The sequence below is a fragment of the Aeromonas sp. 603079 genome, from assembly GCF_049172135.1.
Taxonomy (GTDB): domain Bacteria; phylum Pseudomonadota; class Gammaproteobacteria; order Enterobacterales; family Aeromonadaceae; genus Aeromonas; species Aeromonas veronii.
Genome location: NZ_JAAKPX010000007.1, coordinates 47,175 through 72,512 on the forward strand (window position 1 = coordinate 47,175; position 25,338 = coordinate 72,512).

The window sequence follows — 25,338 nt, forward strand, 5'->3', positions numbered from 1 at the left end:
GCCCGCCATGACCGACAAGCGCCGCCAAATCCTGGATGCCGCCCTCGCCCTCTGCGCCGAAGATGGTCTGCAGGGAGCAGCTACCGCCCGCATTGCCAAGGCGGCCGGGGTCGCCAACGGCACCCTGTTCCACCACTTTCCGAGCAAGGAGGCACTGATCCTCCAGCTCTATCAGGATGTGAAGACCCGGATGGGCGCTGCCATCTGCGAAGCCGATCCCGAGCTGGCACTGCGCGAGCAGATCCACCACTACTGGCAGCAGGCGATGAGCTGGATGCTGGCCCACCCCAATGAGCTCAAATTTGTGCTGGGTTTCTTTCACTCTCCCCTGCTGGCCCGCCCGGCCCGCAGCCAGATCTTGAATGACACTCTGCGCTTTCTGCCCGCTCTGCTGGTAAAGGGGCAGGCCAGCGGCGAGCTGATGCAGGCCCCCGCGCCGCTGTTGCTGGAGGTGTGTCAGGGGCAGTTCCTCGCCTGCGCATCACTGTTTGTCGATCAACCCGAGCTTGGGCAGGATTCCCACTGGCAAGCCAGTGCCTTTGCCCTCTTCTGGTCAGCCATCTCAGGAGCCAACCCCTATGACAACTCCGACCGTTGAATCTCTGGCCGCACTGGGCCGCCGCCTCTGGATCACCACTCTGCTCTGGGTGGTGGGCCGTACTCTCTGCCGCGCCGCCCGCATCGACGAGGCGGTGCGCCGTGAACTGGCCCCCTTGCCGGATGGCCTGGCCATTCGCCTTGAGGTGGGGGGGCTTGATTACGCCATGAACATGCATAAAGAAGGAGGGCGCTGGTATCCCGGTGCGCCAGCAGCACCCCATGCCACCATCCATCCGCTGCGGGTGCGCTTCAAGCACCCCAATATCGCGTTTCGCGCCCTGAGCTTTCGGCTCGGGGTCAATCAGGCATTTGGCGAAAACCGGCTGCTGGTAGAGGGGGATCTGACCACCGCCATGCATCTGGTGCGGGGGCTTGAGCAGTTGCAGTCCCTGATCCTGCCTGCCTTTATCGCGCGGCCGCTGCTGCGCCACTATCCGGCCCAGCACAACAAGCTTGGCCGTGCCTGCAATATCTATCTGGGTCTGGTAACCGGCTGAGCGCAAGGAGCCTTGATATGAGCCGCTATTACGATTTTTTCTGTCCGGTCAAACTGCTGGCCGGTGAACAGGCGCTGGAGCAGCTGGCCAGCGAGCTGGCAAGCCTTGGTGCTCGCCGCCCCCTGCTGCTGACCGACAAGGGGGTCAATGCCACCGGTCTTGCCACCCTGCTGGCCAATGTGCTGGCCGAGGGGGAGCTGCCGGTCGCCGCCATCTGGGACGAGATCCCGGCCGACTCCTCCACTGCCGTGGTGGAGCGGATCGCCAAACGCTACGCCGAGCTAGATTGCGACAGTCTGGTGGCACTGGGGGGCGGCTCGGTCATCGATACCGCCAAGGCGGTCAATATCTTGGCATCCATGGGGGGTGAACACCTGCTCGACTACTCGGGCGCGGGCTGCCTGACCCGCCCCCTCAAGCCGCTGGCGGTGGTGCCCACCACGGCGGGCACAGGTTCCGAGGTAACGCTGGTGGCGGTGATCAAGGATGAGACGAGTGGGCGCAAGGTGCCCTTCACCTCCCCCTTCCTGCTGCCGCAGTTGGCGGTGCTCGACCCGCGTCTGACTCAGGGACTGCCCCTCAACATCACCGCCGCTACCGCCATGGATGCCATGACCCATGCCATCGAGGCCTTTATCGGCACCGCCAAAAACCCGGTGAGCGATGCGCTGGCCCTGATGGCGGTAGAGAAGATCGCCAATGCCCTGCCTCTCATCCTCAAGGATCCGCAAAACAAGCAGTTGCGGCTGCAGCTGGCTGAAGGTTCCACACTGGCAGGCATGGCCTTCTCCAACTCCATGGTGGGGCTGGTGCATGCCCTAGGCCACAGTCTGGGGGCTCGCTGCCATCTGCCCCACGGCCTGTGCATGAACCTATTCCTGCCTACCGTGCTCGACTACAACCGCCCCGAGGTGGATGGCGAGCTGTCCCGCCTGCTGCTGCCGCTGGTGGGAGCCGAGCGCTTTGCCGCCACCCCTGCCCACCTGCGGGCCGAGGCGACCATCACCGCCATTCGTACCCTGCGCGATACCCTGTGGCAGGCGGTCAAGCTGCCGCGCACCATGAGCGAGGCGGGGGTAAGCGATCGTTCACTACTCGGGGAGATACGGGATCTGGCCGTTAACGACGGTGCCATGCTGTTCAATCGCAAGGATGCCGACCGTGAGCAGTTGCTCACTCTGCTGGAGCGGGCCTGGGCCTGAATCACGCAGACAAAAGATACCCGGCAGAGCGCCGGGTATCTTTTGAGCAGGATCCCGATATGACGCAGAGAGGGCACATCAGGGGAGGATATTGACCCCATGCTGCCGTTATCTGTTCTATACCTTGGCTAACAGTTATTGTGCAGACAGCCATCTTCATGCCAGAGGTGCCCACCATGAGCGACATCATTCATCAGGCCAACCAGCAGCAATTCATCTGTATGGTGGAGGGAAAGGAGTCGAGATTGCGCTACCGGCGCCTCGATGCCAAGACCATCGATGCCTACAGCACCTTTGTACCGCCCGAGCTGCGGGTGCAAGGGATTGCCGATCAGCTGGCCCGCGCCCTCTTCAACTGGACTCAGGCAGAGGGGCTCACTATAGTGCCCAGCTGCAGTTACATTGACGTCTGGTTACGCCGAAATGCCAATAGTTGAGCCATTAGATCCCAAGCAAGAACACGCCTTCCAAGCCAAAACCGAAGCGCTGCTGCGGGCCGATCCGCAGCGGATGGCCTGCCTGCAGGCAGCCGCCGAGCTCAATCTGCCCGACTGGGCGCTGGGGGCCGGCTTTATCCGCAACCTCATCTGGGATCATCTCCACCACAAAACCGAGCCCACCCCGCTCAACGATATCGACCTTATCTACCTCGATAGCAGCGACCCGCAAGGGCTGGCCGAAGCAGAGCACGAAGCCTGGCTCGCCAAACGGCTGCCCGGCCAACAGTGGGAAGTGCGCAATCAGGCCCGCATGCACACTCGCCAGCTGGTGGCGCCGTTTACCAGCAGCCTGGAGGCGCTGAGCCACTGGGTCGAGGTGCCCACCTGCATTGGCGTGCGCCTGACCCAAGATGGCGAGTTCGAGTGGCTTGCCCCCTATGGCTTTGCCATCAACTGGTCGTTGCAAGTGAGTGCCAACCCCAGATGCCGCCAGGACAAACAGATCTTCACCCAGCGCATCAAGGAGAAGCAGTGGCAGACCCTCTGGCCTGACCTTCAGGTAAACTGGCCATAACCTGATTGCAATCTTTCGATAACCTTGGGCACACTAGGGTAAAAGCTGGTTGTAACTCAATGGGTTAAATAATGCGCGACTTCTTCTCTCTCGAACGCTGGCTGCCGGGTCTCGCCGCCCTGCTGCAATACCAGCGCGCCTGGTTGATGCCTGACCTTCGCGCTGGACTCTCGGTCGCTGCGGTGGCCCTGCCCGTGGCCATTGCCTATGCCGAGCTCGCGGGGGTCGGCGCCATCGTCGGCCTCTACTCCTGCATTCTGCCCATGCTGGTCTATGCCCTGTTTGGCACCTCCCGCCAGCTGATCGTCGGCCCTGATGCCGCCACCTGTGCGGTCATCGCCGCCGTGGTAACGCCGCTGGCCGCAGGCGACCCCACCCGTCACTGGCAACTGGTGATGACCATGACCGCCATGACCGGCTTCTGGTGCCTGATTGCCAGCCGCTTCAAGCTGGGGGTGCTGGCGGACTTTCTCTCCCGCCCGATCCTGATGGGGCTGCTCAATGGTGTGGCCATCACCATCATAGTGGGCCAGCTCTCCAAAATCTTCGGCTTCACTTTCAGCGAACGTTACCTCATCGAGCGGATCGCCAGCGGCGCCACCTATATTACCCAGACCCATCTGCCGACCCTGGCCATGAGTCTGGTAGCCCTGCTCACCCTGCTGCTGGCCAAGCGCTACAAACCGGCATGGCCCTCCTCCATGGTGGCCATGGTGGTGACCGCTGCGCTGGTGTGGGGCTTTAATCTCGGCCAGTTTGATATCGCCACCCTGGGGACGGTGGGCTCCGGCCTGCCCGCGTTCCAGATGCCGGAATTTCCCCCCGGTCTGATGCGAGAGCTGGTGCTGCCCGCCCTTAACCTGGCCATGGTGAGCTTCGTCTCCATGATGCTGACCGCTCGCAGCTTTGCCGCCAAAAACGGTTACGAAATCGACGCAGACAAAGAGTTTCGGGCCCTCGGTATGGCGAACCTCGCCTCCGCGGTCTCACAGGGTTTTGCCATCAGCGGGGCGGATTCACGCACCGCGGTCAACGACGCCAACGGCGGCAAGAGCCAGCTGGTCTCTATCATCGCCGCGGCGGTGATCGCCCTCATCACCTTCTATCTGACGGCACCGCTCAAATATATTCCCACCGCCGCCCTCGGGGTGGTGCTGGTGATGGCCTCACTCTCGCTCACCGATTTTCGTGGCCTCTGGGCACTGCGCCACTCCGATCGATCCGCCTTCTGGCTGGCGCTGGTCACCTTTATCAGCGTGCTTACCATGGGGGTAATCCCCGGGATCACCCTCGCCGTGTTGCTGGGCTTATTCCAGTTCCTGCGTAATGTGATGCGCCCCACCGACCAGCTGCTTGGCATGGATGACGAGGGGGTAGTACGTACCCTGGGGGACAACGAACAGGCCAAGGCGATCCCGGGTATTCTGGTCTATCGCTTCAACTCACCGCTCACCTACTTCAATGCACCCTATTTCAAGCGGCGGGTGCTGGCCCTGCTGGTGCAGGATCCCCGAGCCCCCAAGTGTCTGGTGATCGATGCTGTCGCCTGCTTCACCCATCAGGACATCAGCGTGATGAGCATGGTGGGAGAGCTGCACAAAGAGCTGAAACGGCGCGGCATCCATATGGTGATGGCGGGTCGCCACGGCCAGATGACCCACTGGCTAAAGCAGGCAGGCGTGCGGGTGGGCGATGAGGGGATCATCCTCTGCCCCGATATGTATCAGGCGCTACGCCTGACTCGCTGCTACCGCGAGCCGGTGTTCAAGGATGATGCGGTGGTGGAGAGCACCACTGATGCCATCCGCTCCAACTGGCCGCAGGATGATGCCCTGCCCGACTCGGCTCGCCTCACCCTGCCAAGCGAACAGGAGGCGGGCGCCACGCCTGCCTGATCCCTTGGCCTGCTCCCCTGGCCGGTGCAATCCTGCACAAGGATTGCACCGGCCTTGGCCTTGGTGTTAAATGCGCCCCCAGAGGGCACTCCCCCGTGCACTCCCAGCTGTTGGACATGCCATGCAATCTCAATCCCATGCAGGCCCGGGCACGCTATTTGCGCTGACCTGGCCGCTCTTTATCGATCTCGCCCTGCACTTTCTGACCGGTGCCCTCAACACCTTCATGGTGGGTCACGTCTCCTATCAGGGAGTGGCCGCGCTGGCGGTCGGCAATCAGGTGTTCGATCTCGCCATCACATTGTTCAGCTTCGTCAGCATCGGTACCAGTGTGGTGATCACCCAGTATCTGGGGGCGGGCGATCGAGAGAAGAGTCGGGTGGTGATCCACACCGCCATCGGCTTCAACCTGCTGATCGGTCTGGTAGCCGCCATCGGCGTGATGGCAGGAGCAAGCACCATGCTGGCGCTGATGAACCTGCCTGCCAATCTGATGAGCGACGGGACGCTTTACTTGCAGATCATCGGTCTCTGCCTGTTACCGGAAGCAGCAGCCCTCTGTCTGGCAGCCACCCTGCGCGCTCACGGCCACACCCGTCAGGCGATGTATGTGACCCTCATCGTCAACCTCATCACCTTCGTCGGCAACCTGCTGCTGCTCTACGGCTGGTTCGGCCTGCCCCAGCTGGGGGTCGCCGGTGTCGCCATCAGCACGGTCGCGGGCCGACTGGTCGGCGTGGTGCTGCTGGTGTGGCTGGTAGCCCGCAAGACCGGCATTCGACTGGTGGTGCGCGATATCGTCCACCCCAGCCGGGAGATGCTCGGCAAGGTACTCCATATCGGCCTGCCGGCGGCAGGAGAGAACCTCTCCTGGATGCTGCAGTTTATGGTGGTGACAGCCTTTGTCGGACTGCTGGGGGACAAGGCGCTGGCGACCCAATCCTACTTCTTCCAGATCTGCCTGTTTATCCTGCTGTTTGGCCTCTCTATCGGCCTTGGCAACGAAATCATCATCGGTCATCTGGCAGGTGCCAGGCAGTTCGATCGCGCCTATCAACAGCTGCTCAAGAGCCTCAAGCTGGGGCTGGCAGTCACCTGCGTCATCGCCGTGGTGGCTGCCCTCAATGGCCGTACCATCATCAGCCTCTTTACCGATGATGCCGACATCATCACCCAGGTGGCGCAACTGTTTCTTATCAGCCTTATCCTCGAGCCCGGCCGCACCTTCAATCTGGTGGTGATCAACGCCCTGCGGGCCACCGGGGATGCCCGTTTCCCCCTCTACATGGCGTTGCTCTCCATGTGGGGAATTGCCGTGCCACTCTCCTATTTCCTCGGTATCATGCAGGGTTATGGACTGGTCGGTATCTGGCTGGCGCTGGCCTGCGACGAGTGGGTGCGCGGTCTGGCCATGTTCTGGCGCTGGCGCAGTCGTCGCTGGCAAAACAAAATTCTTGTTGAAACAAAAGCGGAATCACAATGAAGAAGATAGGACTCTTGCTGGCTGCCATCCTGCTCAGCCCCCTGGCCATGGCGCAAACTGCCCCTGCCGCTCCCAAGGCTCAAGCCACCCAGACCTGGTATGTGGCCCCCATCGCCATCGATGAAACCAGCGACGCCCAGAAGGCGCTGACCAAGGACTTCATGGCCCAGATGATCAAGACCATCAAGATCAACGAGTACCAGACCGGCAAGGCGGTGGGCAACACCAAAAAGCCCAAGTGGCTGATCCGCACCAAGCTGATCCCCGCCAGCAACGAGCCGCTGGTCGGCAAGAAGCACCCGCAGGGTCTCACCTACGGCAAGGGCAATCCGACCCAGGAGATCGTCGGCGAGCTGCTGATGAACGGCACCCTGGTGGCCCACATCGGCCAGGGCTGGCGCGAGCCTATCGTCCCGGGCACGCCGGTGGCCGACAAGCTATCCATCGCCAACTATCGCTACGCCATCGGTGATCAGGCCAAGTCGGCGGATCTGGAGGAGCTGGCCGCCCAGATTGGCTTTGAAGCGGGCAAGGTGATCCACCGCGACGGCAAGCCGCTGCCCGAGAAGAAAAAGAAAAAAGAGTAAACGCCATACCGGTTACATGAAGGGGCTCTATGCCCCTTTTTTGCTGCCGTTTACCGGCTAACGGCCATCATCCCGCCGTCACAACTGTGATCAGGATTCCAGTTTTTCCCTCTCCCTCTGACTAATGAATGTCTGATCTGCTTTTGATTCAAGAAGTTAAAAAACATACTCTTTATGCAGCAAACCATTGTTGCCGAATTGGATCCGGATCACATTTATCTGGGGGGGGAAGGGGTAGTTTGGTCCCTAAGGCACAATCAAACGAAACCAAGGAGGCTCCATTACATGTTCCCAGAGTACAGAGAACTTATCTCGAAACTGAAGAGCAGTGATGTCCATTTCCAGAAGAAGTTTGACTTGCACAACGACCTGGATGCGGAGATTAGAAAGCTGGAAAAACATCACGCCAGCGACTATAGCGCCGAGGTGAGGGATCTGAAAAAACAGAAACTCAAACTGAAAGAGGAGATATACGACATCCTCAAGCAACATCCACAATAGATGCCTCGAAGATAATCCGGATAAGCAATTTATCCCTCAGCCCGGCCCAAGCGCCGGGCTTTTTGTCTCTTAACTCAATTAGTTGATCCACCACACTACCGACAGGAGCGGTTGTTTGTTACATTTTTCATTTCTGATCCAAGGTACAGATGTGATGGTAACATGACCATAGATCGCGTTTTTTATCATCTTTTGCTGCTTTGCATCTTCTCTGGCATTCAGCCACTGCGGGCCCAGGAGCCAGTACTGGAGCTGTGGCACTCACAGCAGGCCGGGTATGTGATCGACGACGTGATCACCCGCTTCAATCAGGAAGGCAATCACAAGGTTCACGTCACCCAGATCGAGCCGGGCAAGATCAAGGCAGATATCCTGCTGGCGGCTCAGGCAAGGGGGCTGCCCGACCTGATGCTGATCCCCTCCGATTTTATCGGCCTCTATCGCCAGATGACCCTCGCCCCCATCCCGGCCGAGTGGTTTTCCCCCGCGCTGATGGCCAGCGCCCTGCGTTATGTCACCCTCGACCGGCAGCGCTGGGGCATGCCCATGATGCAAGGCAACCATCTGATGCTGTTTTACAACAAGACACTGGTCTCAACCCCAATCACCCGCTGGCAAGAGCTGAACGCCATTACTCCCCCCTTGCTTGCACAAGGGGTCTCCCCCGTCAGCTGGCCCTATCACGACATGTACTACTTTGCGGCGTTTCTGCTTACCTTTGGTGGCTCGCCGGTGACCGAAGGGCGCATCACTCTCGACACCCCGGCCATGGTTCAGGCCCTGGAAGCATACCGTACTGTCGCCAGAGAGCAGTGGGGCGATCCCGACTGCGACTATGATACCGCCCTGGCCCGTTTCAACGAGGGCAGGAGTGCCTATCTGGTCAATGGGGACTGGGCTTTCAATGACCTGGTGAAAAACATGGGTGAACGGCTTGGGGTGGCCATGCTGCCTCACTGGGAAGAGCGCCCGATGCACTCCATGAGCGGAGCCTACGTTCTCAGTGTTTCTCGTTGGGCAATGGCAGATGAAGAGCGGCAGGCCGTCATCAAAGCCCTGATGGCCTTCATCCAGCGGGACGATAATCAGCAATTGATCTATCGGCAGGGAGCGCTGTTGCCAATCAATCAGCGGGCTTTTGCCGCCATCAACCAACACCCCGCCCCGCACGAAAAGGTGCTGCTGGAACAGTTTACCCTCAGTACTCCCATGCCTTCCGACAGTGCCATGTCCATTGCCTGGCAGGCGATGGACAAGGGGTTCGAGCGTTTCAAGGAGGGAAGCAGTGCTGCTGATGCGGCCCGTTACATGCAGCAACTGGCTGATCAGCAGTACCGGCAGGTCAAGTCAAAATGAGCCACCGTACCTTTCGTCTCGGCCCCACGCTCATCGTCATCCTGTTCACCGTTGCCCTGCTGCCTGCGCTGCTGGTGAGCGGCATATTGCTGGCTCGTCAGCACCAGATCATTGCCCAGAGCGAACAATCCCAGCTGGAACGGGCCCTCACCAGCATGACCCGTGAGGCACGCTTTCGCAGCGAGCTGATCGGCACCCAACTTCAGCAACTCAGCAACGACCGGGTGCTCAATCAGGCACTCGAGAATTTTCTCTTCTCCAGTCATGCCCGGCTGGCGCTGGCTACCTTCATCAAGTCCAACAGTTTACTGACCTCGGCCTACCTGATCGATGATCAGGGTCGGGTAGTGGAGTACATCAACGGCCGGGCCTCCCACCTTGAATCGAGCAACCTGATGCCACAGCTGATGGCCTGGAGCAAGACGCGGGAAGCCAAACAGGGTAAACATCTGCTGATGCCTGTGGATGATCCCCTGCTGATCGGCGATATGGAGCAGGACCGCAGCGGCGGACTGGCGCTGGTGGCCCCCATCTATCGCAATCACCAGCGTGCTGGCGTGATGCAGACCCCTTCCGGCTTCGTGATGGCTATCCTCCCCTGGCGACAGATGGCCCAGCTGCTGGAACCCTATCTCAAGGGGAGCGAGTATCTGGTCATTTCACAAGGAGATACCCCTCTCTACGAGGGCTCACATGACAACACCAGAGACATGGATGACCGGGTCCCCAGCCAGATGGCGCAGCTCTTGACCATCGGTTGGCCACAACTTGCAGAGATGATTACCCCCACCATCACCCTCTACAGCTACAGCGATGACAGGGTTAGCGAGCTGAACAAATCCCAGCAGCTGCTCACCATCAGCATCGCCGTCATGTTGCTGCTGGTGGCCATCGGCTGTGTCTGGCTTACCCGCTGGCTCACCCGACCGCTGCGCTCGCTGGCCGCGCTGGTGCGCAGCTATGGCAAGGGCAACTACCAGCAACGGCAGGCACCGCTGCGCTTTGTGGAGTACGACGAGGTACGCCAACTGCTGCAGGAGATGGCCTACACCATCTCGGCCCAGGTGCGGGCACTCTATCAACAGAACGAACAACTGCAGCAGGCCAACAGCGAGAAAGAGGCCTTCAACCAGCGGCTGCTCGGCTTCAATGACGAGCTGGAGCAAGAGGTGGCATCCCAAACGACCGCCCTGCGTTCGGCCCTGAGCCGGGAGGAGCGCAGCCGCCATGTGCTGCAATCCTGGCTGCAGTTCGGTCTGCACCAGCAACTGGATGTGGATATCGCCGAGCTGGCCAGCTCCGCCCTGTTGCAGCTCTCCCAGCTCTATCCCGGTCACCGCTGGGGGCTGGTGATCCGCCGCGATGGCCAGCCCCACTACTCCCTGACCCAGGGGGTCGATGCTCCCTTGCGGGATGCCCTGCAGGAGAAGCTGACCCAACTGATGGATGAGGAGGTCAAACACTCCGAATGCCAGTGGGATAACGCACTCTGGAAGATCATGACCCTGCCCGGCAGCCAGAGTGGCGTGCTGTTTGGCTATCTGATGGTGAGCGCCGAAGGGCTGGAGTCGGAGGACAGGGCTATCTTGCGGCTGTTTGCCAAGCAACTGGCAGTGGGCATCGAGGGGCGTCTCTTCACCGACGAGCTGGCACGGGTCGCCCGCACCGACAACCTCACCGGCCTGCCCAACCGCCAGGCGTTCGAAGAGATGTTCCATCACTATCAGGCTGTGCTGGCGCGCCATCCGGAGCGTCACCTCGCCCTCTTCATGCTCGACCTCAACGGCCTCAAGCGCACCAACGACCAGTATGGGCACGAGGCGGGCGACGCCCTGCTGATCCAGATGGCACGACTACTGCGCACGCTGTGCCGACAGAATGAGAGCATATTCAGAATGGGAGGAGACGAATTCGTGCTGCTGGCAGAGGCGGATCACCTCGCCTGCCAGCAGCTGGCAGGCAGGTTGGAAGCAAGCCAGCAGCACGCCATCGTGCAACATGGGGAGCATAGCTTCCCGCTGCGTTTTGCCATCGGCTGGAGCAGCAGCGACCAGACCCCGCTGGCGGAGCTGAGCCGGGTGGCGGATGACGCCATGTATGCCGACAAGGCGCGCTTCTATCAGGGGCAGCGCTAAAAACAGAGACCTCCGGCGTTGGCGAGCCTTTCGCCAACCCTCTGATTAGCTCGCAAAAATGGCGCGCAAAACTGGACGCGGTGCGGGGCATGACTAAGATAGGGGGCTCTTGATATCGCGATTTGCTAGGGAGTAGGAAATGGAGTTAGTACTTGGCCCACTGGAGGCCCGTGTCATCGGGTGTCTGATTGAAAAAGAGATCTGCACCCCGGATCAATATCCCCTCTCCCTCAATGCGCTGGTAAACGCCTGCAACCAGAAGAGCAACCGCGAGCCGGTACTGGATCTGGCCGAGCTCGATATCCGCGCCGTGGTGGACGAGCTGATCCGCCGACGCCTGGTAGTCAACACTGCCGGTTTCAATGCCCGGGTCCCCCGCTACCAGCACAGATTCTGCAACACCGAGTTTGGTGAACTGAAATTCGATGCCCAGGAGCTCGGCATCATCTGCGAGCTGCTGCTGCGCGGCCCGCAAACACCGGGGGAGCTGCGCTCGCGCACCAACCGCCTCTGCAGTTTCGATGATGTCACCGAGGTGGATGCGGTGCTGACCCAACTCATCGAGCGTGGCCCCTACGTGGTCAAGCTGCCGCGCGAGCCGGGCAAGCGCGAATCCCGCTACGCCCACCTGTTCAGCGGTGAGGTGGATATTCAGGCGATGATGAATGCCGCTCCTGCGGCTGCCTATGCCTCCCCTACCGCCGACCGCCTGAGCGAGCTGGAGCAGGAGGTGAGCGAGCTCAAGAGTCGTCTCGCCGCCATGGAAGCGCGGCTGGCCGCACTGGATGGTCAGGGCTGATCGCCTTTACCATCGCCAATCTCTATCAGGGAGCCGGGGTTGATGTCCCCGGCTCCCTGCGTTTTTTATCGTGAGGAAGTGCCCGTGATCACCCTGATTAAAGAGTCTGACCACCAGAAGATGCCCTGGAAAAACCAGCAGGGCACAACCAGCCAGATCCTCATCTCCCCCAAGGGGAGCAGCCTTGCCAAACTCGACTTTGACTATCGACTGAGCTCGGCACCCATCAAGAGCGCGGGCCCCTTCTCCCCCTTTCCCGGCTATCAGCGCATTTTGCTGCCGGTAAGCGGGGCTGGCTTTGTGCTCAACGGCCACCCCTACGCCACCTTCGAGGCGGCGCATTTTAGCGGCGACGAGGAGATCCACTGCGAGTTGCTGAAAAAAGAGGTGACCGATCTGGGGCTTATCTACCATCCGGCTCGCATCAGCGCCAACGTGCGGGTGCTGAACCTCCCCTTCCCGCTGACCCTGACCCTCGAGCTAGGGAAGACCTACCTCTGTCACCTGCTGAGCGGCCAGCTGACCGTGCAGGGCAAAGAGGTGGCCATCAACGAGACGCTGGTGGTGACCGGTGAAGAGAGCATTCACTTCGAATGCCAGAAGAAGACCACCATCGCCTTCTTTACCCTGCAGGCCAAATAACGCGAAAGTCGGCTGTGCGCAGTCATGCCACGCCACAACAAGCGACAGATATGAAAAAGCCGGGAAATCCCGGCTTTTTCTATTGAGGCAACCGGCTCGATGCCGCTCAGCACCTTAGTTGACCTTGAAGGAGCCCTTCATCATGGCGAAGTGGCCGGGGAAGGAGCAGAAGAAGGTGAGATCCTTGCCCGCCAGACCGTCGGTCTTGAAGGTGACGCTGCTGCTCTCGCCACCGCCGATCAGCTTGGTATGCGCCAGCACGCGGGGATCATCCTTGGGCAGATAGCCGTTCTCGGCCCCGGCGCTCATCCCCGCCGTCGCCACAGTCTGATAGTCTGCGGTGCTGGACAGCACCCAGTTATGGCCCATGGCGGTCACAGGCAGCTTGCCGGTATGGTTCAGAGTGACCGTCACCTCTTTGCAGGTGGCCGGAACGCTCATCTCTTTGAGGTTGTACTGCATGGCATCATTGCCTTCGATGACCAGTGCACACTCATCCGCCAGAACCGGGGCAGCCAGAGTACTCAGAAACAGCAGGGTAATCGCCTTTTTCATCATCTTCTCCTTTGATTGGCAATGGATGGCAACGACTTGGCGGATGCGGTGAACGCTTCGCAAAGATGCCGTCTAAATCGACCTTCATTTTACTCAATTGTTTTCAATCGGCGATGGGTTTTGGCCAAAGCTGCGGGCTAGGTCACCAGACGGTGCTCTACTCGCCACTATCTCCCTCACGGATGGACGATACGACCCGCTCCAGCCACAGGTTCAAAAATGTTTAATTTTTTCTGCCCTTTTCCCTCCGATTGCCCCCATCAGGGCTCGCCCGGCGGGCGCCCCTTGGCTAAGCTAGCGCCCCGATATGAACCTTCTCCAGATGAGAGCGCCGGATGATTGCGATAACCCCCGTGGCGGCCCTGCGCGGCCTGCTGCTGACCCTGCTGCTGGCGCTGGCCGGCTGCCAGCCCACCCCGCCTGCCCAGACCCGTATTCAGGGCAAGACCATGGGTACCTACTATGTGGTGACCCTGAGCGATAGCTACCCCGGTGGGGAGCCCGCCCTCAAAAGCGACGTAGAGAGCCTGCTGGCCCGGATGAACAAGGAGATCTCCACCTACGATCCGGGCTCGCTCATCTCCCGTTTCAATCAGGGGCCCGCCAATACCCCGTTTGCCATCCCGCCCGCCATGGCCATCATAGTCCAGCAGGGGATTGATGCCGGTAAGCTGACCAACGGCAAGCTGGATGTGACCGTGGGGCCTCTGGTCAATCTGTGGGGCTTTGGCCCGGACAAACGGCCGGTCAAGCGGCCCGATGAGGCAGCCATCGCCGCCGCCCGCCACAAGGTGGGCATCGACAAGCTGACCCTGACCCCGCAAGGGGATCACTTCCTGCTCGAAAAAACGATCCCGGATCTCTATCTCGACCTCTCCACTCTCGGCGAAGGGGCGGCATCGGATGAAATCGCCACCCTGCTCGAGGGCAAGGGGGTACACAACTACCTGATCGAAGTGGCCGGTGCGGTGCGCAGCAAGGGCAACAACAGCAAGGGCTCGCCATGGAAAGTGGCCATCGTCGAACCCTCCGATCAGCCGGGGGCGTTTTCCGATATCGTCATCCCCAACGGTATGGCGCTCAGCACCGCAGGCAGCTATCGCAACTACTACGAGCTGGATGGCCAGCGTTACTCCCATATCATCGATCCTGCCACCGGCCAGCCGGTCACCCACAAGCTGGTCTCCGCCAGCGTGATCACCCCGACCGCGCTGGAGGCCGATGCTCTCGATACCGCGCTGATGGTGATGGGGCCTGAAGCGGGGTTGGCATTTGCCAAGCAGCACCAGCTGGCAGTCTATCTCATCATCAAGACCGAACAGGGGTTCAAGGCCAAGTACACGCCCCAATTCGCCCACTATCTGGCGAAGCAACCGACAGAAAAGCACTGATAAACAGAAGGCCCCGATAACGGGGCCTTCTCATTACGGTTGATGATGAACTTGTCACGGGCTATTCGATGGTCACCCGGTGAGGGGCTGGCGTTTCCACCTGCTTGGGCAGTTGCAACGTGAGGATACCGTTCTCGAACCTGGCGCTGACCTTGTCCAGCGCCACCTCGACCGGCAACTCCAGAGTGCGTGAAACACTGCCAAAATAGCGTTCACTGCGCAGTGTTCGCTCATCCTTGTTCTGGCTGTCAAACTGGCGGATCTCCGCTTTCAGCGTCACCTGTTTACCATGGATATCCACATGGATGTCCTCTTTGGCAACCCCCGGCAACTCGGCTTGCAGCACATAGTTGCCATCACTCTCCTTCAAATCCAGCCTGATCTGGCTCGGCAAGGGGTCCCCGTGCAAGGGGCGAATATAGAAGCCGGACGCCATATCGCGAAACAGGTCATCGAACAGACTGGTACGGCTTGGTAGCAAACTCATCTCTGATCCCTCCGTGATTCATGGACTGACAGAGGCAGGCCCTGATACCTGCCTGATGGGGCCTATATGTGACCGAGGCTTGTCTTTGCCCCCTCTATCAGTCTAAAAAGTGTGCCGCGTGCTGCCACCCCATCTGAGCTTTATTTGATATGGATCAACCACATCGCCCTGGCCACCAGGCACAGAGCGTGACATGGAAACTGAAAGTTGCGTGACAAAAGCACATTGATTGCCACTTGACACGCTTTGGTGGCACACTTTCTCCCATCAACCCGTAGCGCCTCGACCCAGAACAATGCAGACACCGGAAAACGCGTCAGAAAAGAAGAGCCCTGCCAAGCCACAACGCATTCTGATGGTCAATGAGCAGCGCTCGTTTCAGGTGATGATGAAGGCGATGCTGCTCAATCTGGGTATCAGCAACATCACCTACTCCAATACCGCCGAGGATGCACGGCGTCGCTGCCAGAAGGGCAGCTTCGACATCTATCTCATCGATTACGATCTGGGGGTCGGCGAAAATGGCCGCCAGTTGCTGGAGAGTCTGCGTGACCAGAGCCTGATCCCGCCCCAGAGCGTGGTGATAATGGTGAGCAGCGACAGCTCCCGCGCCATGGTGCTGAGTGCGCTGGAGGCCGAGCCCGACGAGTACCTAATGAAGCCCTTCTCCCAGGAGCAGTTCTCGTTTCGCCTCAGACGCGCCCTCGCCCGGCGTCATGCCCTAGCACCGGTATTCACCGCCCTGGCCGACAACAACTTCCAGGCTCTCATTACCGCCTGTGCCGAGCGAGCCGATGCGGTGCCCCGTTTTGCCAACTACTGCCGCTGCTTGCAGGCCGATACCCACCTCAAGTTGGGTGAAGCACAGGAGGCTCGCGCCTTGATGCGCCAGCTGCTGGCCGGCCAGGAGAACAGCTGGGCCCGCCTGACGCTGGGCAAGGCGTGCAACACTCTGGGGCTCCATGAAGAGGCGGTCAGCCATCTGCAGGCGACCCTCAAAAATACCCCGCTGATGGTGGAGGCTCACCTCTGGCTGGCGGAATCCCAACTCGCCCTCGGCAATGACGAGCAGGCGCAGCAAGAGCTCAGGCGGGCGGTGGACATCTCCCCCCAGTCGGTGCAACTCTCCCGCCGACTGGCGGAGGTGTGCCTGCTGCGCCACGACTATGCCCAGGCCAAGGATGTGTTGCTGTCGCTGATCGACCTGTCCCGCAACTCCATTCACCGCACCCCCCACTATCTGGGGGCCTATATCCAGACCCTGACCCTCTACGCCCTCAACAGCAACGACAGCTACCACATCGCCAACCTGCAAAAGCAGGTCAATTCGGCCCTGTCGCGCATCCGCGATTCGTTGATGATGTCGGAGTTCAACTACCCGGTGTTCGAGCAGATCTGTCAGGCTCGGGTACAGATCGCGCTGGGCGAGCTGCTCAAGGGCAAGAAGATGCTCTATCGCGCCAACCAGAACTGGCTCGACGAACCGGCCACCATGCCCCCCGCCCTGCTTGGCGAAACCATCCTCGCTCTCTATCAGCTCGGCGAGTTTGAGTACGCCGAGAGCCTGCAGAGCCTGCTGGCGGAGGACGAAGACCGGCTGCTCACCACCTGTATTCAGGCAACCCGGGATGACAAGACGGTACTGGAGCGGCGTCAGCGCTACCAGCAGCTCAACGATCTGGGGATCAAAGCCTATCAGGCCGGGGAGCTTGAACAGGCACTCGGTCACTTCCGCGAGGCCCTGCGCCGCGCGCCCGCCAATACCGGTGCCGCCCTCAACAAGATCCAGGTGTTGCTGCAACTGATGCAGAAAAACCGCAAGAGCCCGGAGTTTGGTGCCGAATGCAAGGAGACCCTGGAGGTGCTCGACGGCATCCCCCTCAACCCGGCCCAGCAGGAGCGTTTTCGCAAGCTGCGCCAGGAGTTCAACCAGTTCAGCTAAGACGCCGCCGTGCCCCCTTTTCCCCGCCTATGCTGAAACCAGTTCGGCAATGCGAGGGAAACGAAGATGGCGATGTGTCGTTATCTGGTGGCCGATGGCCGCCACTGCAGTGAAGAGGCTGGCGAGCACGATCTCTGCCACTGGCATGATCCCCACCATACCCATCAGGAAGCCCACACCGCCGAGGCGCTTGAACAGTACGTTCGCGCTGGCGGACTCTGCCACGGCCTGCAGCTGTCACGGGCCAATCTGGCGGGCCTCAATCTGGTCAACAAGGAGTCCGATCAGGGATTTTTGCTGGAGCAGTGCAACCTCTATCGCGCCAACCTGCGCGGTGGTCACCTCTACGGCCTGCGCATGAAGGGCGGCAGCCTGATGAAAGCCGATCTCAGTGATGCCAACCTCCAGTGCGCCACCCTCGATGACGTCAACCTGCTCGGCATCCGCTGGCACAACACCCGGCTCGACAACATGCAGACCGGCAAACGGGTGATGCAGGATCGCAAGGGGCGCCGCGAACGGGATCCCAAACAGGCGCGCATCTGGTTCAAGGAGGCGGAAGAGACCTACCGGGATCTGCGCAAAGCCTCCGAGGCGCAGGGGATCTTCACCATGTCCGGCAACTATATCCAGCAGGAGCTCACCATGCGCCGCCTGCAACTGCCGTTCTGGTCGACCCAGCGTTTTACCTCCTGGGTGGTCGATCTCTTCTGCGGCTATGGCGAGGCCCCGATGAGGGTGGTGCTCTTCTCTCTGCTGCTCATCTTTATCTGCAGCATTTTTTACTTCTTCTGCGGCCTCAACTTCGCGGGTAACTACCTTATCTATCGACCAGAGGCGCCCCTTGAAGAGAACGCCATCTTCCTGCTCGAATGCCTCTACTACAGCGTGGTCACCTTCACCACGTTGGGGTACGGCGACTTCACTCCGGTCGGGCTCTCCAGGATCTTTGCCGCCTTCGAAGCCTTTACCGGCAGCTTCACGCTGGCGCTGTTTGTGGTGGTATTCGTCAAAAAGATGACCCGCTGACGCCTCTCCCTGCCAAGCGGGTCGGCCACTGGTGCTGACCCGCGCCCCGAACTTGCATCCACCGCCGATTCCTAGTCCAATAGCCACTTATAAAAATGACATGAGCATCCCGGACATGAAGATCATCTCTTTCAATATCAACGGCCTGCGCGCCCGCCTGCACCAGCTGCAAGCCATCATCGACAAGCACCAACCCGATGTGATCGGCCTGCAGGAGATCAAGGTACACGACGAGGCTTTCCCGCTGGCCGATGTGGAGGCCATGGGCTATCACGTGGAGTTTCACGGCCAGAAGGCCCACTATGGGGTCGCCATCATGAGCAAGCAGAAGCCGGTCAAGGTGGAGAAAGGCTTCCCCACCGATGACGAAGAGGCCCAGCGCCGGATGATCATGGCGACCTTCGAGCGCGAAGACGGCTCTCTCATCAAGGTGATGAACGGCTACTTCCCGCAGGGTGAAAGCCAGGATCACGAGACCAAGTTCCCGGCCAAGCAGAAGTTCTACGAGGATCTGCAGCACTATCTCGAAACTCATCACACGCCGGACGACCAGCTGGTGCTGATCGGGGATATGAATATCTCCCCCACCGATCTCGACATCGGTATCGGCGAAGCGAACCGCAAGCGCTGGCTGCGGGATGGCAAGTGCTCCTTCCTGCCCATCGAGCGCGAATGGATGGAGCGGCTGAAAGGGTTCGGTCTCACCGACACCTTCCGCGCCGCCAACCCTACCGAGTGCGAGCGTTTCTCCTGGTTTGACTACCGATCCAAGGGCTTTGACGAGAATCGCGGCCTGCGCATCGACCTCATCATGGCCTCCGACGCCCTCAAGGACAGCGTGACCGAGACAGGTATCGACTATGAACTGCGCGGCATCGAGAAACCCTCCGACCACGCTCCCATCTGGGCCTGCTTCGCCTGATTGATTGAGTGCGGGCGAGGGCTCCTCTCGCCCGCCACAATACTCCCCCCCCCTTTTTTTCCTCCTGGCTATTGTCATCGTAAGCACTATCCTGTCGGCAATCTCGTTCTCATATGATACTCTTTACTCCATTTTTCAGCAGCAGAACGGCTTCTGTTGTGAAGAACAGAGAGAACTTTTTCGATCAAGCAGCTTGGGTTCAATGTTCATGCTCTATGATTGAAAAACTTCAATAATCCAATGAGTTAATTTGTAATCATGAAGTTAATCACGTCAGCCGAAAAAAAAGGTGTGCATGATGGCCGCAATCGGGCCAACTGGAGTGAAATGATGATGGAGCCAAACACCAGAGCAGGATTATTCAAACAGGGGATGCTCGCTCTGACGCTGGCCGGTGCACTGGCCGGCTGTGGCGGGGAAACAAACCAGACGGCGCAAACCATGCCGGCCGTGCCCGTGGTAGTCAACGAGGCGATCCTGACCGATGTGCCGCTCACCACCGAGATGGTTGGCGAAACTGCCGGCTTTCGCGAGATCGATGTGCGCTCCCGGGTCAGTGGCATCCTGCTCAAGCGCACTTATGTGGAAGGCCAACCGGTTACCGCCGGCCAGCAACTGTTCCTGATCGACCCCGAGCCCTACAAGGTGGCGCTGGAGCAGGCCAAAGGCACCCTGGCCCAGGAGCAGGCCAGACTCAACAAGGCTCGCGCCGATCGGGATCGCATCATTCCCCTCTTCAAGCGCCAGGTGGTAAGCCGCAAGGACTATGACGACACCATCGCCAACTATGAAGCGGCCATCGCCAGCCATCAGGCCGCTCAGGCCAAGGTGAAGGAGGCCGAGCTCAACCTCAGCTATACCAAGGTCACTGCCCCCATCAACGGCATGGCGAGCAAGAGCTCCCAGTCCGAGGGGAGCCTTATCTCCACCAGTGGCGACAACGGCCTGCTCACTACCATCACCCAGTTTGATCCGCTCTACGTCAACTTCTCCTACTCGGAGCAGGATCGCCTCGATTTCGAGAACTCGGTCAAGAGAGGGACCATTGAAGCCAAGGACGCCACCAACTGGCGCACCCATATCCGCCTGGCCGATGGTTCTGTCTACCCACAAGCGGGCAAGCTCAACTTCTCCGACAACCGGGTCGATCCCCAGACCGGCACCATCCGTGCCCGCGCCATCTTCGATAACAAGGACGGCGTGCTGCTGCCCGGCCAGTTTGTCCGTATGACCATCGATCTGGGCACCCGCAAGAATGCCATCGTGGTGCCGCCCCGCGCTATCGTCCAGTCCCAGGCTGACCGCATGGTGATGGTGGTCGATGCCGAGAACAAGGTGATCCCCCGTCCGGTCAAACTGGGCCCGGTGGTCTCCGAGGGGGTGCTGATCGACAGCGGCCTCAATGCCGGTGACCGTTACATCGTCGAAGGCTTGATGAAGGCTCGCCCCGGCAGCGTGGTGAAACCTGTCTCTGCCGACGAGATGAAAGCCATCACCGCCAAGATGGTCAGCCACTCAGCGGCCAAGTAAGGAGCTCGTATGTTTTCTAGGTTTTTTATCGAGCGTCCCATCTTCGCCAGCGTGATTTCCATCATTATCGTGCTGGGCGGATTGGCGGCAATGCGCTCGCTTCCCATCGAGCAATATCCCCAGATCACCCCGCCGGTGGTCTCGGTGACCGCTTTCTATCCGGGGGCCACTCCGGAGGTGATCTCCCAGACTGTCGCCGCACCGCTGGAGCAGCAGATCAACGGCGTCGAGCGGATGATCTATATGCAATCGGGTTCGGCCTCCAACGGCCAGATGAACCTCAACGTCTACTTCGAGATCGGCACAGATCCGGATCAGGCCACCATCAACGTCAACAACCGGGTATCGGCCGCCATGGCCCAGCTGCCGGAAGAGGTGAAAAAGCAGGGGGTAACGGTCAAGAAGAAATCGACCTCCATCCTGCAGGTGGTCACCCTCCAGTCGCCGAACGGCTCGTTTGATACCACCTATCTGTCAAACTATGCCCTGCTCAACATCATCGACGAGCTCAAGCGGATTCCCGGCATCGGTGATACCACTCTGTTTGGCGGTACCGACTATGCGATGCGCATCTGGTTGCGGCCGGATCGACTGGCCCAGCTCGAACTCACCCCGAGTGATGTGATTAGCGCCATCCGCGAGCAGAACACCCAGTTTGCGGCAGGCAAGATCGGCGCTCAGCCCACCTCGACCCCCATCGACTTCACCTACACGGTGCAGACCAAGGGTCGCCTTGAAGATGTGAAAGAGTTCCAGAACATCATAGTTCGCTCCATGCCCGATGGCTCCAAGATCCGGGTCCGCGATGTCGCCCGGGTCGAGCTGGGGGGCAAGGATTATGATCTGGTGGCCCGCGCCAACGGCAAACCGGCCATCGGTATCGCTACCTATCTGCAGCCCGGTGCCAACGCCGTAGCAGTCGCCGATGCGGTGCACACCACCATGGAGCGGCTCAAGGAGCGCTTTCCGCAGGATATCGAGTACCAGATCCCCTACGACACCACAGAGTTTGTGAAGATCTCCATCGAAGAGGTGGTACACACCCTGTTCGAGGCGATCGTGCTGGTGTTCGTGGTAGTCTACCTGTTCCTGCAGAACTTCCGCGCCACCCTGATCCCCTGTATCGCAGTGCCAGTGTCGCTCATCGGGACCTTCGCCGGCATGCTGGTGCTCGGTTTCTCCATCAACCTGCTGACCCTGTTCGGCATGGTGCTCGCCATCGGTATCGTGGTGGATGACGCCATCGTGGTGCTCGAGAACGTCGAGCGGATCATGAGCGAGAAGAAATGTTCGCCCAAAGAGGCTGCCATCCTCGCCATGCAGGAGGTCTCAGGTCCGGTGGTCGCCATCGTGCTGGTGCTTTGCGCCGTGTTCCTGCCGGTCGCCTTTATGGGTGGCATGACAGGGGTGATGTACAAGCAGTTCGCCATCACGGTCGCGGTCTCGGTGGCCATCTCCGGTCTGGTGGCTCTGACTCTCTCTCCGGCCTTGTGCGCCGTGTTGCTGAAAGAGGGACATCACAAACCGGCCCGTTTCTTCGTCTGGTTCAACGATAAATTTGACCAGCTGACCCGCGGCTATGTACGGGGTGTGGCCTTCCTGAACCGTCGGGTGGGGGTCGCTTTTGCCATCATCGCCGTACTGTTGCTCTCCATCTACGGTCTCTTCCTGAAAGTGCCGGGCGAGCTGGTACCGAACGAAGATCAGGGCTACCTCATCTCCGCCGTCATGCTGCCGGATGCCGCCGCCATGAGCCGGACACAGGCAGTGGCGGATCAGTTCGACAAGCTCGCCATGGCCAATCCCAATGTGAAGGATGTGATCACCTTCTCGGGCTTCGACATCCTCTCCAACGCCATCATCAGCAACAGCGGTCTCACCTTCATTACCCTGAAGGACTGGAGCGAGCGCAAGGGGACAGGCCAGGACTCCTTCGATCTGGCCAAAACTCTGCAGGGGATGAGCCTGATGGGGCTGGCTGACGGCTTTGTTGCCTCCTTCAACCCGCCCCCCATCCAGGGGATGTCCACCACCGGCGGACTGGAAGGCTACCTGCAAAACCGGGGTTCCGGCAGTGCCCAGGAGTTTTCGGGCGAAGTACAGCGCTTCCTCGCCGCCGCCAAGGAGCGCCCCGAGTTTGCCAGTGTCACATCCACATTCCGTGCCAATGTGCCGCAGGTCTATCTCGACCTGGATCGCGAGAAAGCCAAGGCGCTGGGGCTGCCGATCAATGCGGTGTTCGACACCATGCAGGCCACCTTCGGTCAGGTCTATGTCAACGACTTCAACCAGTTTGGCCGAACCTACCGGGTACAGTTGCAGTCCGAAGCGGACTACCGCGCCAAGAAGAGCGATATCCGCAACGTCTACGTGCGCTCCAACACCGGCGAGATGATCCCGCTCAGCAGCCTAGTGACGGTCCGTGATGCCACTGGCCCCGAGCTGGTAGAGCGTTTCAACATCTTCCAGGCAGCCAAGATCATGGCACAGCCGGCACCCGGCTACAGTTCGGGTCAGGCGATCGCCGCACTGGAAGAGGTGGCCAACAGCACCCTTGGCAACGATGCCAAGCTGGAGTGGACCGGTTCCGCCTATCAGGAGAAGGCCTCTGCCGGTAGCGCAGGCATGGCGTTCGGCTTCGGTATTGTGATGATCTTCCTCATCCTGGCAGCCCAGTACGAACGCTGGAGCCTGCCGTTTGCGGTGATCACAGCCGTACCGTTCGCCCTGTTCGGCGCCCTGCTGGCCACCTGGCTGGTAGGACTCACCAACAACGTCTACTTCCAGATCGGGCTGGTGACCCTGGTGGGCCTTGCCGCCAAGAACGCCATACTGATTGTGGAATTCGCGGTGATGAAGCACGAGGAGGGGATGAGCCTCATCGAGTCGGCACTGGAGGCGGCGCGCCTGCGTTTTCGCCCCATCGTGATGACCTCGCTGGCCTTCATCCTCGGCTGTGTGCCGCTGGTCACCTCCAGCGGCGCCGGTGCCGCAAGCCGTCACGCTCTCGGCTGGCCGGTCATCGGCGGCATGCTGGCGGCCACCTTTATCGCCATCTTCTTTATCCCGCTCTTCTTCCGCCTCATCATGAAAGGGTCGGAAAAACGCGCCAAGCCGTAACGCTCTCCACGGGCGTGCCACCGATAACAAACTACCCCCGCCCGTGCGGGGGTATTTTTTTGTCTGCGGTGTGCTTCAATGACACACATCGAGACTTTTTTGCACAGGATCCGGATATGCTGGCTCAGCTCTGGCTCGCGACGACCTTGACGACCACTACCCTCTCCGCCTGTGGTCATCACGATTATCCCCCCTGGAACTGGCTGAGCGATGGCAAGATCATCGGCGTTTGTGCCGAAGTAGTCAGTACCCTCTATCAACGGTTGGGTTTCAATGTGGATCTCTCCTATGTGGGCCCCTGGGCCCGCTGTCAGCAGAAAGTGGCGAAAGGAGAGGTCGACATCAATATCTGTGCGCTGCGCAACGAAGAGAGAGCACACTACTCCCGCTTTACCCGAACGCCCATGGCCATCAATGACATGGCGGTGTTCGTGCGCCAACCCGGCAGCCGCTTGCTGCAGCGACGGGAGGATCTGACCGGACTGCGGGGAGCCATGATGATAGGCGTCAGCCTTGGCAGCGAAATGGATGATTTTTTGCAAGCAAATACCCGCATCTACAGGGTCAACTCCCTCAAGCAGGTATTTGGCCTGCTGGCCAGTGACCGGGTCGACTTCGTTCCCTATGGCCGCTCTTCCGGCCGCCTGTTTTTGAGCGAAAATTACCCGAGCAGCGGAATGACTGATCTGCAGTGGCCACTGCAGCGCGGTGAGCTCTATATTTCTGTTTCACTACAATCTCCCCATCTTGGCACCCTCGAACAGCTGGAACCCATGCTGCAAGCGCCGGGCATGAGGCAGTGGATAGATCAGCTGCTGGAGAAATACAGCGACATCTATCTGCAACAACAGCGCCAGCCCTCGCCTTGACCTTCTCCCAGAAGCAAGGTTTAGAGTCTGGATACCAGATCCTGAAGGATGACCGGATTGTCACTCACCCAGCTTGCGACAAGATTGCCCTCTGCCCTGCTAGCCCGGCTATTGCTGGCGCTGCTGCTCGTGTGCAATCTGACCCTCTGCATCAGCTGGCATGCTTCTCCCCTCTCCTCCGAGACGACCCAAAGCAGCCCCCTGCCAATGGTGATGTTGGATTCATCCATGGCGATGGCGGATGGCGAGAGCTCTCATGCGATGCCCGCAATGTCTCACCCGAGCGATACCATGGCCCTCTCCTGCCATCAGGGAGACGAGGGGTCGGCCATGGGCGATGAGTGCCAGATGCAGACCGGCGTCAATGCCCTCTCCTTCGGCGCGATAGCTCTGCTGGGTGTATTGGTCGCCCTGCTGATCTTCCCCCTGCTACTTGGCAGTAACTTCGCAACTGCACTGCTTGATAACTGGTTGCGGGATCCCTTCCTGCGATCACGCGGTACCCATCCCCCCTCCTGGCCGCGCCGACACCTGATGTTGTCGGTGCTGCGACACTAGAAAGATCTTCTCTTGCGGCAGCGGCAAGCCTCGGCTTGCCCGTCTCCTGCCGCCTTGCCTGACCCTGTGCCCCGGCCAAACCGGTCCGCTCACTGGGAGCCGTGCGCGCTGATACAGCTGCGCCCCGTTTGCCGCCAATCCCTTAGGTGATGCCTTGTCCATCTCCGATCCGGCGGCCTGCACAAGAGAAGAGATATGATGTCACTTGTCCCTGTTACCGGCCT

23 protein-coding genes are annotated in these 25,338 nt (G+C 60.0%); 21 read left to right on the plus strand and 2 right to left on the minus strand.

Annotated features, from left to right (window positions below):
• Positions 1-7: 7 nt before the first annotated feature.
• From G5287_RS06560 to G5287_RS06620, 13 genes are all read left to right on the plus strand, one after another.
• Complete coding sequence (locus tag G5287_RS06560; protein WP_421171822.1) at positions 8-598, plus strand: TetR/AcrR family transcriptional regulator; 591 nt, start codon at positions 8-10, stop codon at positions 596-598.
• Positions 579-1,097 (plus strand): hypothetical protein, encoded by a 519-nt coding sequence (locus G5287_RS06565; protein ID WP_421171820.1) that lies wholly within the window; start codon positions 579-581, stop codon positions 1,095-1,097. The genes G5287_RS06560 and G5287_RS06565 overlap by 20 nt, the downstream gene beginning before the upstream one ends.
• Before the next feature lie 17 nt (positions 1,098-1,114).
• Positions 1,115-2,299 (plus strand): iron-containing alcohol dehydrogenase, encoded by a 1,185-nt coding sequence (locus G5287_RS06570; RefSeq protein WP_421171818.1) that lies wholly within the window; start codon positions 1,115-1,117, stop codon positions 2,297-2,299.
• A gap of 176 nt (positions 2,300-2,475) precedes the next feature.
• On the plus strand, positions 2,476-2,736 hold the full coding sequence (locus tag G5287_RS06575; RefSeq protein ID WP_033114285.1) for a GNAT family N-acetyltransferase: 261 nt from the start codon (positions 2,476-2,478) through the stop codon (positions 2,734-2,736).
• Positions 2,723-3,313 (plus strand): nucleotidyltransferase family protein, encoded by a 591-nt coding sequence (locus G5287_RS06580; RefSeq protein WP_421171816.1) that lies wholly within the window; start codon positions 2,723-2,725, stop codon positions 3,311-3,313. The genes G5287_RS06575 and G5287_RS06580 overlap by 14 nt, the downstream gene beginning before the upstream one ends.
• Positions 3,314-3,384: 71 nt before the next feature.
• Positions 3,385-5,208 (plus strand): SulP family inorganic anion transporter, encoded by a 1,824-nt coding sequence (locus G5287_RS06585; protein ID WP_421171814.1) that lies wholly within the window; start codon positions 3,385-3,387, stop codon positions 5,206-5,208.
• Between the two features lie 121 nt (positions 5,209-5,329).
• A complete protein-coding gene (locus G5287_RS06590; protein WP_216978410.1) occupies positions 5,330-6,691 on the plus strand; it encodes an MATE family efflux transporter in 1,362 nt (453 codons plus the stop codon).
• Positions 6,688-7,278: a hypothetical protein gene (locus tag G5287_RS06595; RefSeq protein ID WP_204382038.1), complete on the plus strand. Its 591-nt coding sequence runs from the start codon at positions 6,688-6,690 to the stop codon at positions 7,276-7,278. The genes G5287_RS06590 and G5287_RS06595 overlap by 4 nt, the downstream gene beginning before the upstream one ends.
• A gap of 285 nt (positions 7,279-7,563) precedes the next feature.
• Positions 7,564-7,779 (plus strand): YdcH family protein, encoded by a 216-nt coding sequence (locus G5287_RS06600; protein WP_005337763.1) that lies wholly within the window; start codon positions 7,564-7,566, stop codon positions 7,777-7,779.
• 162 nt (positions 7,780-7,941) lie between these two features.
• Positions 7,942-9,135, plus strand: coding sequence for a sugar ABC transporter substrate-binding protein (locus G5287_RS06605; RefSeq protein ID WP_421231054.1), 1,194 nt, complete (start codon positions 7,942-7,944; stop codon positions 9,133-9,135).
• Positions 9,132-11,270 carry a sensor domain-containing diguanylate cyclase gene (locus tag G5287_RS06610; protein ID WP_216953235.1) on the plus strand — a complete coding sequence of 713 codons (2,139 nt, stop codon included), beginning with the start codon at positions 9,132-9,134 and terminating at the stop codon, positions 11,268-11,270. The genes G5287_RS06605 and G5287_RS06610 overlap by 4 nt, the downstream gene beginning before the upstream one ends.
• 139 nt (positions 11,271-11,409) lie before the next feature.
• Positions 11,410-12,069, plus strand: coding sequence for a YceH family protein (locus G5287_RS06615; RefSeq protein ID WP_421231055.1), 660 nt, complete (start codon positions 11,410-11,412; stop codon positions 12,067-12,069).
• Between the two features lie 84 nt (positions 12,070-12,153).
• Complete coding sequence (locus tag G5287_RS06620) at positions 12,154-12,711, plus strand: HutD family protein (protein WP_216953233.1); 558 nt, start codon at positions 12,154-12,156, stop codon at positions 12,709-12,711.
• A 114-nt stretch (positions 12,712-12,825) separates the two neighbouring features.
• Here the strand turns inward: G5287_RS06620 and azu are convergent, their stop codons facing one another.
• On the minus strand, positions 12,826-13,266 hold the full coding sequence (gene azu / locus G5287_RS06625) for an azurin (RefSeq protein ID WP_227343020.1): 441 nt from the start codon (positions 13,264-13,266) through the stop codon (positions 12,826-12,828).
• 335 nt (positions 13,267-13,601) lie between these two features.
• Between azu and G5287_RS06630 the strand changes: the two genes are divergently transcribed.
• On the plus strand, positions 13,602-14,657 hold the full coding sequence (locus G5287_RS06630) for an FAD:protein FMN transferase (protein ID WP_421231056.1): 1,056 nt from the start codon (positions 13,602-13,604) through the stop codon (positions 14,655-14,657).
• Positions 14,658-14,718: 61 nt separating this feature from the next.
• Here the strand turns inward: G5287_RS06630 and G5287_RS06635 are convergent, their stop codons facing one another.
• Positions 14,719-15,144, minus strand: a complete 426-nt coding sequence (locus G5287_RS06635) for an Hsp20/alpha crystallin family protein (protein ID WP_103250619.1) — start codon at positions 15,142-15,144, stop codon at positions 14,719-14,721.
• Positions 15,145-15,439: 295 nt separating this feature from the next.
• Between G5287_RS06635 and G5287_RS06640 the strand changes: the two genes are divergently transcribed.
• The 7 genes from G5287_RS06640 to G5287_RS06670 all read left to right on the plus strand — a co-directional run bounded on the left by G5287_RS06640 (position 15,440) and on the right by G5287_RS06670 (position 25,114).
• Positions 15,440-17,086, plus strand: a complete 1,647-nt coding sequence (locus G5287_RS06640; protein ID WP_421231057.1) for a tetratricopeptide repeat protein — start codon at positions 15,440-15,442, stop codon at positions 17,084-17,086.
• 66 nt (positions 17,087-17,152) lie between these two features.
• Positions 17,153-18,115, plus strand: a complete 963-nt coding sequence (locus G5287_RS06645) for an ion channel (RefSeq protein ID WP_201937181.1) — start codon at positions 17,153-17,155, stop codon at positions 18,113-18,115.
• A gap of 115 nt (positions 18,116-18,230) precedes the next feature.
• Positions 18,231-19,037, plus strand: coding sequence for an exodeoxyribonuclease III (xthA, locus tag G5287_RS06650; RefSeq protein WP_100653387.1), 807 nt, complete (start codon positions 18,231-18,233; stop codon positions 19,035-19,037).
• A gap of 372 nt (positions 19,038-19,409) precedes the next feature.
• Complete coding sequence (locus G5287_RS06655; RefSeq protein WP_408082994.1) at positions 19,410-20,567, plus strand: efflux RND transporter periplasmic adaptor subunit; 1,158 nt, start codon at positions 19,410-19,412, stop codon at positions 20,565-20,567.
• A 9-nt stretch (positions 20,568-20,576) separates the two neighbouring features.
• The gene (locus tag G5287_RS06660) at positions 20,577-23,687 is read left to right on the plus strand and encodes an efflux RND transporter permease subunit (RefSeq protein WP_100645526.1); all 3,111 of its coding nucleotides are present in this window, start codon (positions 20,577-20,579) and stop codon (positions 23,685-23,687) included.
• Between the two features lie 116 nt (positions 23,688-23,803).
• Positions 23,804-24,556 (plus strand): substrate-binding periplasmic protein, encoded by a 753-nt coding sequence (locus G5287_RS06665; protein WP_216978400.1) that lies wholly within the window; start codon positions 23,804-23,806, stop codon positions 24,554-24,556.
• 57 nt (positions 24,557-24,613) lie between these two features.
• On the plus strand, positions 24,614-25,114 hold the full coding sequence (locus G5287_RS06670) for a hypothetical protein (protein WP_227342331.1): 501 nt from the start codon (positions 24,614-24,616) through the stop codon (positions 25,112-25,114).
• The last annotated feature ends 224 nt before the right edge of the window (positions 25,115-25,338 follow it).